This is a genomic window from Dietzia sp. B19 (genome assembly GCF_014145155.1).
Lineage (GTDB): Bacteria > Actinomycetota > Actinomycetes > Mycobacteriales > Mycobacteriaceae > Dietzia > Dietzia natronolimnaea.
The window spans coordinates 1-15,777 of record NZ_JAALED010000018.1 but is presented as its reverse complement, the minus strand read 5'-3'; the positions used below and the strand labels follow the sequence as shown (position 1 = coordinate 15,777).

The window sequence follows — 15,777 nt, the reverse complement described above, 5'->3', positions numbered from 1 at the left end:
GGCTCGGCGCGCTCGCCCCTGCCGTGGCCCAGCGCTTCGAGATGGCCTCCGGGTGGATCGCGCTCGCCCACGACGATCTCGAGACGGCCCGCCGCCGCCTCGGTTCGGCCGTGCCGACGGCCGACGTCTCCGGTTCCGCCCGGATCTCACTGTGGGCGCAGGCGTGGCTCGCGCGCACCCATCTCCTCCGGGGGGACTGGGACGAGGCGCTCCGGGTCGTCGACACCGCCGCGCGACGTCTCGACGACCTCGAACTCGACCTGTTGGCCCCCGTGATCCACTGGTCCGGTGCCGTCATCAGGTCCATGCGCGGCGACCACCTCGGGGCGGCCGCACACCTGAGGCAGCTCACCACCACCGCGGACGCCTACCCCGTGCAGATCATCCCCTCGGCGATGGGTCGCATGCAGGTCGCGGCCGCCGCCGGCGACTACACCTCGGTGCGACGTGCCGCCGAGCCATTGCACGCACTGTCCCTCCGGCTCGACATCGATCAACCGGGGTTCTGGCCGTGGCACGATCTCTACGCCCACTCCCTCGTCCTGGCCGGTCGGCTCGAGGACGCGGAGACGCTCATCGGGCCGCCGGAACAACGCGCCGCGGAGCTGGGGCACCGGTCCACCCAGGCCAGACTCGGCGCCGTCCGTTCCCGGATCGCCGCCGTCCGCGGGGATGTGGAGGAGTGTTCCCGCATCTTCCACCGGAGCCTGGAGTACCTCGACGGTCTGGCGATGCCGTACTACTCCGCGCAGATGCACTTCGGCTTCGGCCAGACCCTGCGACGGGCCGGACGACGCCGCGAGGCGCACCTCGCCCTCGGGACCGCCCGCGACCTCTACGAGCAACTCGGCGCGCACGCCTACGTCGAGCGCTGCGAGAGGGAGCGCCGTGCCGGTGGCGTCGACGTGGCCCGAGCGGTCGGCAACTCCACACTCACCCCGCAGGAACGGGCCGTGGCCACCCTCGTCGCGGCCGGGCGCACCAACGCCCAGGCCGCCGAGGAGCTGTACCTCAGTGTCAAGACGATCCAGTACCACCTCACCCGCATCTACTCGAAGCTCGGGATCAACGGCCGCACCGAGCTGGCGGCCCACGTCGCCAGGTCCCGCCACCCGTTCGGGCCCGACCCCGCCGACACAGGAGTCCCATGACCGTCGACAACACCCCGACCGGCGGGCGGAGACGGGACACCGTCGCCCCGTCAGGAGGTCACTCCGGGACCGCCGCGCCGTTCCCGGTCGAGCTCCCCCACCACCGCCGGCCCTCGCCGCGGCAGGTTCTCGCCGACCTGGGCCCACGCGAATGCGCCAACGCCCTCATCGCGCTGATCTTCTCCGCGACCGGCCCCGTCGCCGTAATACTGGCCGCGGGCGAGCAGGGCGGGCTGTCCCCGCAGGAACTGTCGTCGTGGATCTTCGGGGTGTTCTTCGCCAACGGTGTCCTCACCATCCTCATGAGCTGGGTCTACCGGACACCGTTGGCGTTCTTCTGGACGATCCCCGGCACCGTGATCGTGGGCAACTCGCTCGGGCATCTGCGGTGGTCGGAGGTGCTCGGCGCCTACGTCGTCACCGGTGTGGTGATCCTGCTCGTCGGCCTCAGTGGGATCGCCCGCAGGGTCATGGACTGGATCCCGATGCCCCTGATCATGGCCATGGTGGCCGGGGTGTTCCTCCGGTTCGGCCTCGGCCTGGTCGACGCGGTGTGGGCCTCCGCCGCCGTGGCCCTGCCGATGGTGCTGGCGTTCCTCGCCGTCGGGGCCGTCCCGCGGGTGGCCCGGGTGATCCCGCCCATCCTCGCCGCGATGCTGGTGGGGATCATCGCGGTGATACTCGACGGCGGGCTGTCCCGTGGAGTCCTCGACGACGGGCTGTTCGCCGTCCCCATGGTGCAGGCGCCGGAGTTCACCCTTCGCGGCCTCACCGAGTTGGTGGTCCCCCTGGCCATCACCGTGCTCGTCGTCCAGAACGGCCAGGGGGTCGGGGTACTGCGTGCCAAGGGGCACCATCCGCCGGTCAACGCCTGCGCCGTGGCCTGCGGGACCTGGTCACTGCTGGTCTCCGCGATCGGCGCGGTCTCCACCTGCCTGACCGGACCGACCAACGCGCTGCTCGTCTCGTCCGGCGAACCCCGCCGTCACTACGCGGCCGCGATCGGCACGGGCGGGCTCGCCCTGGTCGTGGGGGTGCTCTCCCCCGCGTTCGTCGGTCTCATGGTCGGGACTCCGGCCGCCTTCGTCGCGGCGCTCGGCGGCCTGGCGATGCTGGCGCCGCTGCAGTCGGCGTTCGTCACGGCGTTCCGAACAGACCGCGCGTTGGGGCCGCTGGTGTGCCTGCTGGTGACGGTGGCCGACGTGTCCCTACTCGGGATCTCCGCCCCGTTCTGGGGCATCGTCCTGGGCTTGGCGGTGTCGGCACTGCTGGAGCGCCACACCACGACCTGACACGCCCCCGGCACGACCCAGGGGCGCCCCCGTGGAAGGGGCACCCCTGGGTCGAACCACCCGTTGACCGGGCTCGGCGGTGGAACCTAGGCCGACTTCTCCCGGGGCTCGGAGTCGGAGAACGGGACGATCGTCGGCAGCACGTTGTGGCGCACCGTCTCGCCGGTGACCACCACGCGCGCGACGTCGTCGCGTCCGGGGATGTCGTACATGACCGGGAGGAGGACCTCCTCCATGATGGCGCGCAGGCCACGCGCACCGGTACCCCTCAGGATCGCCTGATCGGCCACGGCCTCGAGGGCGTCCGGGGTGAACTCCAGCTCGACGCCGTCCATCTCGAAGAGCCTGGCGTACTGCTTGACGAGCGCGTTCTTGGGCTCGCTGAGAATGTTGACCAACGCCTCGCGATCCAGACTCGTCACGGTCGCCACGACCGGCAGACGCCCGATGAACTCGGGGATCAGCCCGTACTTGACCAGATCCTCGGGCATGACCTCCGCGAAGTTCTCGGTGGTGTCGAGTGCGCTCTTGCTGGCCACCTCGGCTCCGAAGCCCATCCCCTTGCGACCCACGCGGTCACCGACGATCTTCTCCAGGCCCTGAAAGGCCCCGGCGACGATGAACAGCACGTTGGACGTGTCGATCTGGATGAATTCCTGGTGCGGGTGCTTACGGCCCCCCTGCGGGGGCACCGACGCCTGGGTGCCCTCGAGGATCTTCAGCAGCGCCTGCTGCACGCCCTCGCCGGACACGTCGCGGGTGATCGACGGATTCTCGGCCTTGCGGGCGATCTTGTCGACCTCGTCGATGTAGATGATGCCCATCTCGGCACGCTTGGTGTCGTAGTCCGCGGCCTGGATGAGCTTGAGGAGGATGTTCTCCACGTCCTCACCGACGTAACCGGCCTCGGTCAGCGCGGTGGCGTCGGCGATGGCGAACGGGACGTTGAGCATCTTGGCCAGCGTCTGGGCGAGATACGTCTTGCCACACCCGGTCGGACCCAACATGAGGATGTTGGACTTGGCCAACTCGACGGCGTCACCGCGACCGAGGGAGGCCCCCACGCGGATGCGCTTGTAGTGGTTGTAGACGGCCACCGCCAGGTTCCGCTTGGCGGCGTCCTGTCCCACCACGTACTCGTCGAGGAAGGCGTGGATCTCCGACGGCTTGGGGAGCTCGTCGAGTGCCGAGTCCTGCGAGTCCTCGACCTCGGATTCGATGATCTCGTTGCACAGCTCGATGCACTCGTCACAGATGTAGACCCCGGGACCGGCGATCAGCTTCTTGACCTGCTTCTGGCTCTTCCCACAGAAGGAACACTTCAACAGGTCGCCGCTCTCACCCACACGTGCCATGAGTTCTACGTCCTCGCATTCCAGGGGCCCGGATTCACACCCCGTAGTCGACGGTACGCGGGAGGGACGACAAATCCGACCCCCGCGCGATCAGTTCATTGGACCTGACGGCGCACCGCTACCCACTACGGCGCGCCGCCCGGACGTCAGTTGGTCGTCGACAGCTTGCGGTAGTCGAACACGGTGTCGATGATCCCGTAGTCCTTGGCCTCCGCGGCCGTGAGGATTTTGTCGCGATCGGTGTCCTTGCGGATCTTCTCCGCGTCGTGACCGGTGTGCCGCGCCAGCGTGGTCTCCATGAGGCGACGCATCCGCTCGATCTCCGCGGCCTGGATCTCGAGGTCGGAGACCTGGCCCTGGATGCCGCCGGTGGCCGGCTGGTGGATGAGCACGCGGGCGTTGGGCAGCGCGGCCCGCTTGCCCTTGGTGCCCGCCGCGAGCAGCACGGCGGCGGCCGACGCGGCCTGGCCGAGGCAGACCGTCACGATGTCCGGCCGCACGTACTGCATGGTGTCGTAGATCGCCATGAGCGAGGTGAACGAGCCACCCGGCGAGTTGATGTACATGGTGATGTCGCGGTCCGGGTCCTGACCCTCCAGGACCAGCAGCTGGGCCATGATGTCGTTCGCCGATGCGTCGTCGACCTGGGTGCCCAGGAAGATGATGCGCTCCTCGAAGAGCTTGTTGTAGGGGTTGGACTCCTTGACTCCGTAGCTGGAGTGCTCGACGAAGGACGGCAGGATGTATCGGGAGGTCGGCATTGAGGTCATCGGTGACTCCGTGGTGGTGTGCGGGGCTGGGTGGGCTGCGGGAGCGCTCCCGTGGGCGGAGGGCTCGATCACGACGGCGAGGTCCCGCCCGTCTGGGACGCACGCGAGATCACGTGGTCGACGAACCCGTACTCCTTGGCCTCCTCGGCGGAGAACCAGCGGTCACGGTCGGAGTCCTCGGTGACCTGCTCGAACGACTGGCCCGTGTGGAAGGCGATGAGCTCGGCCATCTCACGCTTGGTGGCGGCGTACTGCTCGGCCTGGATGGCGATGTCGGCGGCCGAACCACCGACACCGGCCGACGGCTGGTGCATCATGATCTTCGCGTGCGGCAGGGCGTAGCGCTTGCCCTTGGTGCCCGCGGTCAGCAGAAACTGACCCATCGAGGCGGCCAGGCCCATGCCGTAGGTGGCCACGTCGCACTCGACGAACTGCATCGTGTCGTAGATCGCCATGCCGGCCGTCACGGAACCACCGGGCGAGTTGATGTACAGCGCGATGTCGCGGGTGGGGTCCTCCGCCGCGAGCAGCAGGATCTGCGCGCAGAGGCGGTTGGAGATGTCGTCGTCGACCTGGGAGCCCAGGAAGATGATCCGCTCCTGCAGGAGGCGCTCGTACACGGAGTCGCCGAGGGTGAGTCCGTGCGACCCCGGCGAGCTGAGTGCGGGCTGCGTCGAACCGGGCTGAGCCGCTGAACCGTTCTGGGCCACGGGGAACCTACCTTCGCTCATCGTCTTCACCGCTAGCGCGGCGCCCGGCCGACCGGTGGCCGGGGAACCGTTACGTCAAACACTAACCAACACCGGCGACGGAACCGTCCCGCCGGGGCGGGTGTTCGCTCTCAGCGTCGGGCCACCAGCATCGTCCGCGGGGGCCACGACGACAGGGCCGGGGCCGCGTGGTGCGGTCCCGGCCCTGTCGGGGGTCGATCAGGGGACGATCAGGCGTCGGAGTCCTTCTCGTCCGCTGCCGTCTCGTCGGCGTCGGACGCGGTCGCCTCGGCGTCATCGGCGCCGTCGGCGGAGTCGGCCTCGACGGTGCCGAAGAACTCGCTGGTGTCGACGACGTTGCCCTCGGTGTCCTTGACAGTGACCTTGCCGATCACGTCGGCCAGAGCCTTGGACCGGCGGACGTCGGAGAACAGCGAGCCGAGTTGACCGGCCTGCTGGATCTGCTGCACGAACTGGTTGGGGTCCATGCCGTAGCGCTGGGCCTGGAACAGGATGTGCTGGGTGAGCTCCTCCTGCGAGACATCGGTCGAGTTCTGCTCGGCGACGGCATCCAGCAGCAGCTGGCTGCGGATGGCGCGGGCGGCACCCTCACGGGTCTCGGCCTCGAAGGTCTCGCGGTCGGTGCCCTCGGCGGCCAGCGCCTGGTCCAGGATGGACGCGTCGCCACCGAACTGGTCGATGAGCTGGTGCATCTGGGCGTGGGCCTCGGACTCGACGACCGCCTCCGGGGTGGGGACGTCGGTGGCCTCCATCAGCGCGTCGAGGACCTTGTCGCGGATCTCGCCCGCGAGGCCGGCCTTGGCCTGCTGGGCGACCTTCTCCGTGAGGTCGGCGCGCAGCTCCTCGAGGGTGTCGAACTCACTGGCCATCTGGGCGAACTCGTCGTCGGCCTCGGGCAGCTCGCGCTCCTTGACCGACTGGACGGTCACCGTGATGACGGCCTCCTTGCCGGCGTGCTCACCGGCGACGAGCGAGGAGGTGAACTCCTTGGACTCGCCGGCCTTGAGACCCTCGGCGGCCTCGTCGAGACCCTCGATGAGCGTGCCCGAGCCGAGCTCGTAGGACAGGCCCTCGGTGGAGGCGTCCTCGACCGGCTCGCCGTCGACGGTGGCGGCCAGGTCCACGGACAGGAAGTCGCCCTTGGTGGCGCCCCGCTCGACGCCCTTGAGGGTGCCGAAGCGGGCGCGGAGGTTGTCGAGCTCGGCGTCGACGGCGGCGTCGTCGGTCTCGGGCGCCTCGACGGTGACCTCGAGGTCCTCGAACTTCGGCAGGGTGATCTCCGGGCGGACGTCGACCTCGGCCGTGAACTCCACGACGTCGTTGTCCTCGAGCTTGGTGACCTCGATCTCCGGCTGGGCCAGGACCACGAGCTCGTGCTCGTCGACGGCCTGGCTGTAGCGCGCGGGGATCATGTCGTTGATGACCTGCTCGAGGACGGCCGGGCGACCGATCCGCGACTCGAGGAGCTTGGCCGGGGCCTTACCGGGACGGAAGCCCGGGATGTTGACCTGGCCGGCGAGCGACTTGTAGGCCTTGGCGAAGTCCGGCTCGAGCTCCGCGAACGGCACCTCCACCGTGACCTTGACCCGGGTCGGGTTCAGCTGCTCGACAGTGCTCTTCACGGTGATGATCTCCTAGTAAGTTTGTGTGGGGTTGGTATCTCGGGCTCCGCTGGTCGGGATGACAGGATTCGAACCTGCGACCCTCCGCTCCCAAAGCGGATGCGCTACCAAGCTGCGCCACATCCCGGTGAGTCGCGCGGCCGACCATCCCGCGCCGTACGCGGAAAAAGTGCCGGGCCGCCAAACCAACTCGCCCAGTGTACGACAGTGCCGGATCGGGATTGATTCCGAGTTCGCGAGCCGGGAGTTGGGAGCACCGCAGTGGTCCGGTAGTGTGGTCTCCGCGCGACCGGATCTGGGACGAACTCCCAGGTCAGCCGTCGATGCGGGCGTAGCTTAATGGTAAAGCCCCTGCCTTCCAAGCAGGCTACGCGGGTTCGATTCCCGTCGCCCGCTCCACTGAGTAGCAGCGACCGGACGTAGTGGCGACCGGACGTAGTAGCGACCGCCCCGTCGTAACGGGACGGCGACTCCATTGAATCGACCTAGGGTCGATTCGACCACGGCCAAGCCGGCGCCGCACTCCTGCGCTCACCGCCAGGCCACGACCCCGGTTGCGTCCGGGGGGTGACAACCGGGGTCGTGGCCGCGGCGGTGCTGGTCCGTTCCCCAGCCCCCCGAGAATGGCCTGCGAACACATCCGGGCACTGGCCTGGAGACGAATCAGGAGCCACGAGTTCGGGAACCACGAGTTGCCCTGACGCTCAACTCGCAGAACACCACGCGTTCGACTATCCGGCCCGCGCCACGGCCGGATGTGGACCGGTTCGGGCGGGGAACGTACCTGCCGGTGAAGCGGAAGTGTCACTCGGCCGAACAGGCTCCGCCGGCACCCCGTCACCGCCCCGCGCTGTGTCAGCATGAAGGCCGAATCGGCTCGGGCCAGCTGGGATCCGGTTCCGAAGCGATGCACCCGACCTGCCATCCCTGCCGAGAAGGACAACGTGACACACGAGTTCCACACCACCAGGGTGTCCGATGCGATCCGCGTCTATCAGCAGCCTCCGGGCACGTGGGGCCTCGGGAACGCCACTCTCGTTCTGGGCTCGCGGTCATCTCTGTTGATCGACACGTTGAACGACGTCGTCGGTACCGACCGGATGCTCTCCGAATTCGCTTCGTTGACCGCTGATGCGCCCGTCTCCGTGATCGTCAACACCTCTGGCGATTCCGACCACACGGGTGGCAATCAGCTCTTCTCGGAACTAGAGATCATCTCTGCGGCCGGTGCCGCCGATCTGGTGCGCGAGTCCGATCCGTCCGCGATGGCCCAGGTCAGGCGCATCTCGTCGCTCATGCCATCGGACATGAAGGTCATGATGCGACTGTTGACGGAGGGGTTCGAGTTCGGGGACATCGTTCCCACCCCCGCCGGCAAGGTGTTGGCAGGTGATCTCACGGTGGATGTCTCGGGCAGGCGTGCCGACATCCTCGATCTCGGCGCCGCGCGTTCCGGTGGAGACGCCGCGGTCTGGATCCCTGAGGACCGGGCCATCGTCGCGGGTGATCTGGTGGCATCCGGCGTCATCCCGCTCGCCGGTGAGACCCCCTCGGCCTGGCTGGAGGCACTCGACCGACTGGCCGGCCTGAACGCCGAGGTCGTGATCCCCGGACACGGACCGATCGGCGGGCCGGAACTCATCGACGTGACCCGCGAGTACGTGGAACTCCTCCACGAACTCGTGCGCAGAGCTCTCGAGAACGATTCGAAACCGAAAAAGGTCATCTCCGCCGTCGCGACGGATTTTCTGGCGTCCAGGTTCTCGGACTGGCAGGCCCCGGAGCGGGTGGCCGCCAACGTCCACCATGCGTGGGCCGCCATCGACCCGACCCACAAGATGCCCTCGCCTCCCGTGTTGATCTCCCACATGGGATGGGTTCTCGGTAAGCACTTCACGGACAGGTGAGGTCGTAGGCGATACCGCGTCGGCCCCCGCGCCGCCGCGGACGAACCGGCGAGGGGAGACACCGTGACACCCGCACTTCTGGCGATCAGCGACCTGCACATCAACCATCCCGAGAACAGACGGTTCCTGGAGCGGCTGGTCCCCTCGTCCGACGGGGACCAACTCATCGTCGCGGGTGACGTGTGCGAGACGGCGGACGCGGTGATCGAGACCCTGCGGACGTTGCGGGAGAGGTTCGACCGGGTGATCTGGTGCCCGGGCAACCACGAGCTGTGGACCTCCCCCCACGACGAGTGCCGCCTCGGCGGGGTCGCGCGCTACGAGCACCTGGTGCGGTCGCTCCGCGAGGTGGGCGTGGTGACCCCGGAGGACGACTACCCGGTGTTCGAGTCCGCCGAGGGACCCGTGCGCATCGCCTCGATGATGACGCTCTACGACCATTCGTTCCGGCCTCGGGACGGAGCGGAGGAGTTGCCGCTCACGGACGTGGCGCTCCTGCAGTGCGACCCGTACCCGGATATCGGCCGATGGTGCCGCGACCGTGTCGAGGACACCTACCAGCGCCTGCGGACCCAGTCCGACCCCGACGTCCCGTACATTCTCGTCAACCACTACCCGCTCGTCCAACGACCCGTCGATTCCGTCTACTTCCAGGGAATCGCACCATGGTGTGGCACCAGCCTCACCGCGTCCTGGCACCGGGAGTTCCCGGTCAGGTCAATGGTGTACGGACACCTCCACATCCGGCGACGCAGTTACATCGACGGGGTCCGGTTCGACGAGGTGTCGGTCGGTTATCCGCGGGAGTGGAAGCAGCGGCCCGACAGCCCCGGTCCCGTCACCATCCTGACCGGCCGGACGTGATGGTCGACATGTTCGACCTCCTCCTGCCCTCGACCGTGCGCACTGCACAGTTCACGGGCAATGTCCCCGAGGACGAGGTGCTGTTCCCCGACGAGATCGCGCATCTGGTCCGAGCCGTGCCGAAACGCCGGGCCGAGTTCACGACGGTGCGACACTGCGCCCGCCTGGCGCTCGCGCAGGTGGGGCACGAGCGCCCGTCCATGGTCCCGGCGGAACGCGGTGCCCCCCGGTGGCCTCCGGGCATCGTGGGTTCGATGACCCACTGTGATCGCCTGCGCGCGGCCGCGGTGGCCCGCGCCGAGGATCTGGCCGGTCTGGGCATCGACGCCGAGATCGATGCCGCCCTACCCGATGGCGTCGTGGACACGATCGCACTACCCGGCGAGATCAGGGGTCTGAGCCGGGTGCCGACCGAGAACGCCGACCGCGTGCTGTTCAGCGCGAAGGAGAGCGTGTACAAGGTCTGGTACCCGCTGATGAGGACGTGGCTCGACTTCGACGAGGCCGAGATCGTCCTGGAGTCCGACGGCGGTCTCCATGCCCGCCTGCTGGTGGAAGGCCCGGTGGTGGGCGGCCGGCGCGTCCAGACCCTCCACGGTCGCTGGTCCGTACGAGACGGAGTGGTCGGTACCGCCGTGTGGCTTCCGGCTCCGCCCCGCTGAGGAGGGTCGCTCCGCTGTCGAGCGACCATCCTCAGCGGGCGGCACTCACTCCCCGAGTTGCTGCTCGATGAGGTCGAACAGTTCGTCGTCCGAACCGTCTCCACCGAGCGCCCTGTCGAGGCTCGTGACGAGCCCGGCGATCCTTCCCCGGCGGGCGTCGTCCACCCCCGTCGGTTCTCCGGCGAGCCAGAGCTCCAACGCCCCGATGGCGGTGTCGATGTCGAGGTCGACCTCCGTGACCTCCCCGGATCCGACCAGCGTCTCCACCCCGATGACCTCCTCGAGGTGGGTGGTGATGGACCGGACACTCGGGTAGTCGAACAACAGGGTCGCGGGAAGAGCCACCTCGGCCCGGGCCGCGAGTTGGTTGCGCAGTTCGACGGCGGTGAGGGAATCGAAACCGGCGTCCAGGAGACCGTCGTCCACCGGCAGAGCGGAGGGCTCCAGTCCGATCACCCGCGCGGCGGTCTGACGCACGAGCCTCAGGAGCAGCTCCGTCCGCTCGACCGCGTCGACGGCGGAGAGTTCGTCACGGAGAGACGCCCTCACCTCCACGCCTGGTCGTGACCGGTCCTCCACCAAATCGGCCAACGCCCTCGGCAGACCGCCCTCACCCATGAGTTCCGCCAGTCGCGCGACGTCGAAGTCCGCAGCGATCACGTTCGCGCGATCGGCGGACCGCAGCTCGTCGAACAACGCCAGCGCCCGGTCGTTCGTCATCACCTCAATCCCCGACCGCGCCACACGTGTCGCGCCGGCCTCGCTGATCTGGGCGGTCATCGCGGACGTCTGCTCCCAGACCCCCCAGTCCATCGACTGGACCGGCAGCCCCTGCCCCGTCCAGGTCCGCGCGAGCGCGTCGAGACCGACGTTCGCCGCGGCGTAGCTCCCCTGGCCCGAGCCGCCGAACACGCCGGCGACCGAGGAGAAGAACACCACGGATCGGGCGCGGGCCGGATCGATCGCGCTGCACACGTTCGACGCCCCACCCAGTTTCGTCCGCAGCACCCGGTCGAACCGCCCGGGATCGAGTTCGGTGACTATCGCGTCGTCGAGGACACCGGCGGCGTGGACCACATCCGTCACCGGCCGACCGTTCGCCGAGGCGTCGGCGAAGACCTTCGACACCTGGTCGGGATCGGCCACGTCACAGGCGATCAGCTCGGTGTGGACCCCGATCCCGGTCATGGCCCGCTCCACGTCCTCCAGTTCGGGAGTACGACCCCGACGGGACAACAGGAGGAGGGAATCCGTCTGTCCGGTGCGTCCCAGGTGCTCGGCAAGCGACCGACCCAGGACCCCGGAGGCCCCCGTGACCACGGTGGTCACCGGACCGCCGGGCGCGGGGTCGACAGACGTGGCGCGGGGCTCCATCCACTCGCGGTGGACGCGTCTGACGCGTGTCGCCCCCCGCTCGTCCACGCGGATCTCGGGCTCGGTCATCGTCAGTTCGAGCAGGTCGGGCCAGTGCTCCCCGGCGATGTCGCCCTGCGCGTGGACGATTGCGAACCTCCCGGGGTGCTCGCTCTGCGCCGTCCGGACGAGCCCGGTAGCGGCGGCGTGCCCGAGATCCGGGCGGTCGCCCGCGGCGTCGGTGGTGACGACCACCAGCCGCGACGAGCCGTCCGATCGGGCCGCCCACTGCACCCACGGGAGCAGCTCCGCGATCGACGACCGCGCGGACTCCTCCACGCGAACCGGGTCCGAGCTGGTCGGGGTGAGTCGCAGGACCCGGTCGCCCTCCCGCGGTCCGGATCCCGGGTCCGCAGGATCGACCATCACGGGTGCGGGCCGCCGGGAGCGGGCGACCGGTGTGTGATCGACCCACGACTCCACCGATCCGGCGATCCGGACCCGCGAATCGAGGGCGTCGGCCGGGCGCAGCCTCAGCCCGCCGATCCGCCCGCAGAGGACACCGGAGGAGTCGTAGAGACGGACCGACACCCGGTCGTCCCCGGTGACCGTCAGCAGCGCGGTGAGGGAACGGTCGGTCTCTCCGATCTCGACGTCCTCGAAGGCGAAGGGGACGAGGCCCTCACCGAGTCCCTCGAGGTCGACGAAGGCCAGTGTGTGCAGACCGGCATCGAGCAGGGCCGGATGAATGACCATGTGGTCGTCCGACACGGTGTCGGGCAGCACGGCCCGGCCCGCCACGGCCCCGTCCCCGGTCCGGGCGATGGCCTCGAGACCGCGATAACTCGTCCCGTAGTCGAACCCCCCCTCCGACATGCGCTCGTACAGGCCGTCGACCTGCGCGAACGTGATCTCGGGAACGAGACCGACACCCGTGCCGGTCCCCGCGGAGAGCGCTCCGACCGCGTGCACCCGCCACTGCTGCTCCCCGCCGGGTGTCGAGGAGATCTCGAGTCGATAGCCGTCGCCGCTCTCGGTGAGCACCACCCGGATCGACACCCCACCGACCGACGGCATCTCCAGAGGTGCCAGAACGACCAGTTCGTCCACCCGGGACCTGCCCACGACACGGCCCGCCTCCAGGGCCAGCTCGAGCATCGCGGTGCCCGGGACGATGGATCGCCCGCGGACCACGTGCTCGACGCTCCACGGGGTGTCATGCGCGCTCAACGATCCGGTCAGCAGGATCCGGTCCTCCACGTCGATCCGTGCGCGGAGCAGCTGGGCCCCGGTGTCCTCGAGGCCCAGGCCACCGGCGCCCGCGGCCGCCGACGCCTCGGCATCCAGCCAGTACCGTCGACGATCGAAGGGTGACACGGGCGGGACCCGCACCTCCCCGTGCCCCCACCACTCGGTGAAGTCGACCGGGGCACCGGCGACCCACGCCATCCCCATCCCGGCGAGCAGCGCCTCCGCCCCTGACCGGTCCTCCCGCTGGACCGGACCGATCGCGACGTCGGAATCGTCCAGGACGGCCATTATCTGGGAACTGAGCACGGAGCGCGGGCCGATCTCCAGGAAGACGTCCGCGCCGCCGGCGCGGGCGCTTTCCACCGCGCGGGCGAAGATCACCGGTTCCCGGACCTGCCGGACCAGGTAGTCGCCGTCCACCGACTCCATCGGCTCACCCGTGACGGTGGAGATCACCGGGACGATCGGGGCCGTCCGCCCGACGTCCGCGCAGGAGTCACGGAACTCGGCGAGCATGGGCTCCATCAGCGGACTGTGGAAGGCGTGGCTCACCGCGAGTCGGCGGACCCGCACGCCCCGCTCCGAGAGCTGACCGGCGACCCGGTCGACCTCGTCGGACGGACCGGAGATCACGAGCGACCGCTCGGAGTTCTCCACCGCCACCACGACCTCGTCGCCCAGCAGGTCGGCGAGGTCCTCGCGGCCGGCCCGGACCGCGCACATGGCACCGCCGACGGGCAGTTCACCCATCAGTCGACCCCGGGCCGCCACCAACCGACAGGCCTCCTGCAGATCGAGCACGCCGGCGATGTGCAGCGCCGCGTACTCGCCGATCGAGTGACCGATCATCGACGCCGGCTTCACCCCGGTGGCCAGCAACGTGCGGGCCAGTGCGACCTGCACCGCGAAGATCGCGGGTTGCGAGCGTTCGGTGCGATCGAGACCCTCCCCGGTCCGCATCGTCTCGGCCAGGTCGAAGTCCAGCAGACCGTCGAACGCCTCGAGCACGGCGCCCATCGACTCCGCGAACCGTGGGACCGTGGCCATCAGGTCGGTCCCCATCCCGGGGCACTGCGAGCCCTGTCCGCTGAACACCCAGCACGTGGCCGCCTCGTCTGTGGCCGCCGCTCCCGACCCCGCGATCACCGCGTCATGTGGTTCCCCCGCGGACACTGCACGGGCGACCTCGACGAGGTCCGTGTCCTCATCGAGCAGGAGGAGCACTCGCGTGCCGCCCAGGTGGGCGCGGCGACCGAATCCCCTGGCCACTGCACCCAGTTCGGCCAGATCGGCGCCCCGGGTCGTCCTGGCCAACGCCCCGACGGTCTCGACGAGGTGCGCCCGGGACCGCGCCACGACGGGTACCGGCACCAACCCGGCGGGCATCCCAGCGCTCGTCGGATCCTGGGTGGTAGCAGCCTGGGTGGTCGGAGCCTGGGTGGTCGGGGATCCGGTCGACCCGTCCCCCGAGACCCCCTCCCCCGGATCACCCACGATCACGTGCACATTGGTGCCCGAGATACCGAAGGCGGACACACCCGCCAGCCGTCGGCCGTGGCGCGGCCACCGTCGACCCTCACCGGTCAGGCTCAGCGGCGTGCTGTCCCAGTCGATGAAATCGCTGGGGCTGTCCGCGTGCAACGTGGCGGGCATCCAGTCGTGACGCAGCGCGAGGACGACCTTGATCAACGCCAGTATCCCCGCGGCAGCCTGGGTGTGCCCGGTGTTCGACTTGAGGGACCCGAGCCACAACGGCTCGTCCCGGCCGGCCCCGTACACGGCGGTGAGCGCCTCCGCCTCTATCGGGTCGCCCAGCTGCGTTCCGGTGCCATGGGCCTCGATCAGGTCGACCTCCCCGGCCTCCGCCCCGGCGTCACGAAGCGCCTCGTGGATCACCCTCTGCTGCGCGATACCGCTCGGTGCCGTCAGCCCGTTCGAGGCACCGTCCTGGTTCGCCGCGATCCCCTTGACCACCGCCAGTACCGGGCGACCGGCCGCCCGCGCGGTCTCGAGTGGCTCGACCATGACCATCCCGACGCCCTCGGCCCAGCCCGCGCCGTCCGCTGCGGCGCCGAACGCCTTGCATCTGCCGTCCGGTGACATCGCCCGCTGTCTGCTGAACTCGACGAACGTGGTGAGCGTGCTCATGATCGCGGCACCACCCACCAACGCCCGATCGCACGAGCCCGTCGCCAACGCGGTACACGCCAGCTGGAGCGCCACCAGTGAGGACGAGCAGGCCGTGTCCACCGTCACGGCCGGTCCCTCGAGTCCGAAGGTGTACGAGAGCCGCCCGGATGCCACGCTGCTGGCGCTCCCCAGCGCGAGGTAGCCCTCGTGTTCGCTCCCGGGAGCGACCGGGCGGGAACCGTAGTCGTTGTAGCTCGCACCGATGTACACCCCGGTACGGGAACCGCGGAGTTCATTCGGTGAGTACCCGGACGACTCGATGACCTCCCACGCGGTCTCGAGGAGCAGCCTCTGCTGGGGGTCGATCGTGACCGCCTCTCTGGGCGACACCCCGAAGAACTCGGCGTCGAACATCGCCGAGTCCTCAAGGAAGCCGCCGCCGCGGGTATAGAAGGTGCCGGACACGTCCGGGTCCTCGTTGTACAGACCGAGATTCCATCCCCTGTCGGTGGGGAAGTCCCCCACCAGGTCGCGGCCCTCGCTGAGCACCTGCCACATCTCGTCCGGGGTGGCGACCCCGCCGGGCAGCCGGCAGGCGACCGCGGTGATCGCCAACTCCGCGCCCCCGACACCGCGATCGAGGCCGACCGGCTCCCGCCGGGCGCTCTCGACACCGGGCCCGGCGTCTG

General features: G+C 69.4%; 10 protein-coding genes and 2 tRNA genes. 6 read left to right on the top strand and 6 right to left on the bottom strand.

What is annotated here, in order from left to right:
• Both G6020_RS00910 and G6020_RS00905 read left to right on the top strand, forming a co-directional pair.
• Nucleotides 1-1,151 (top strand): LuxR family transcriptional regulator (locus tag G6020_RS00910; protein ID WP_241732512.1); only part of this gene is annotated, 1,151 nt, incomplete at its 5' end.
• The gene (locus tag G6020_RS00905; protein WP_182609350.1) at nucleotides 1,148-2,443 is read left to right on the top strand and encodes a benzoate/H(+) symporter BenE family transporter; all 1,296 of its coding nucleotides are present in this window, start codon (nucleotides 1,148-1,150) and stop codon (nucleotides 2,441-2,443) included. The genes G6020_RS00910 and G6020_RS00905, both read left to right, overlap by 4 nt.
• An 86-nt stretch (nucleotides 2,444-2,529) precedes the next feature.
• Here G6020_RS00905 and clpX read toward each other — a convergent pair whose 3' ends face one another.
• From clpX to G6020_RS00880, 5 genes are all read right to left on the bottom strand, one after another.
• Complete coding sequence (gene clpX / locus G6020_RS00900) at nucleotides 2,530-3,798, bottom strand: ATP-dependent Clp protease ATP-binding subunit ClpX (RefSeq protein WP_182609349.1); 1,269 nt, start codon at nucleotides 3,796-3,798, stop codon at nucleotides 2,530-2,532.
• A gap of 146 nt (nucleotides 3,799-3,944) precedes the next feature.
• A complete protein-coding gene (locus G6020_RS00895) occupies nucleotides 3,945-4,568 on the bottom strand; it encodes an ATP-dependent Clp protease proteolytic subunit (RefSeq protein WP_182609348.1) in 624 nt (207 codons plus the stop codon).
• Between the two features lie 68 nt (nucleotides 4,569-4,636).
• Entirely contained in the window at nucleotides 4,637-5,299 is a 663-nt protein-coding gene (locus G6020_RS00890; protein ID WP_096905796.1) for an ATP-dependent Clp protease proteolytic subunit, read from the bottom strand.
• Nucleotides 5,300-5,508: 209 nt separating this feature from the next.
• On the bottom strand, nucleotides 5,509-6,921 hold the full coding sequence (tig, locus tag G6020_RS00885) for a trigger factor (protein ID WP_182609347.1): 1,413 nt from the start codon (nucleotides 6,919-6,921) through the stop codon (nucleotides 5,509-5,511).
• 50 nt (nucleotides 6,922-6,971) lie between these two features.
• Nucleotides 6,972-7,048 (bottom strand) — tRNA-Pro (locus G6020_RS00880).
• Nucleotides 7,049-7,246: 198 nt separating this feature from the next.
• On the opposite strand from G6020_RS00880, the gene G6020_RS00875 reads away from it, so the two are divergent.
• From G6020_RS00875 to G6020_RS00860, 4 genes are all read left to right on the top strand, one after another.
• A tRNA-Gly gene (locus G6020_RS00875) sits at nucleotides 7,247-7,320 on the top strand.
• A gap of 545 nt (nucleotides 7,321-7,865) precedes the next feature.
• Complete coding sequence (locus G6020_RS00870; protein WP_182609346.1) at nucleotides 7,866-8,828, top strand: MBL fold metallo-hydrolase; 963 nt, start codon at nucleotides 7,866-7,868, stop codon at nucleotides 8,826-8,828.
• A gap of 63 nt (nucleotides 8,829-8,891) precedes the next feature.
• On the top strand, nucleotides 8,892-9,692 hold the full coding sequence (locus G6020_RS00865) for a metallophosphoesterase (protein ID WP_182609345.1): 801 nt from the start codon (nucleotides 8,892-8,894) through the stop codon (nucleotides 9,690-9,692).
• A gap of 8 nt (nucleotides 9,693-9,700) precedes the next feature.
• The gene (locus tag G6020_RS00860; protein WP_182609344.1) at nucleotides 9,701-10,354 is read left to right on the top strand and encodes a 4'-phosphopantetheinyl transferase superfamily protein; all 654 of its coding nucleotides are present in this window, start codon (nucleotides 9,701-9,703) and stop codon (nucleotides 10,352-10,354) included.
• A 45-nt stretch (nucleotides 10,355-10,399) separates the two neighbouring features.
• On the opposite strand, the gene G6020_RS00855 is transcribed toward G6020_RS00860, so the two are convergent.
• Nucleotides 10,400-15,703: a type I polyketide synthase gene (locus G6020_RS00855; protein ID WP_241732510.1), complete on the bottom strand. Its 5,304-nt coding sequence runs from the start codon at nucleotides 15,701-15,703 to the stop codon at nucleotides 10,400-10,402.
• Between the last annotated feature and the right edge of the window lie 74 nt (nucleotides 15,704-15,777).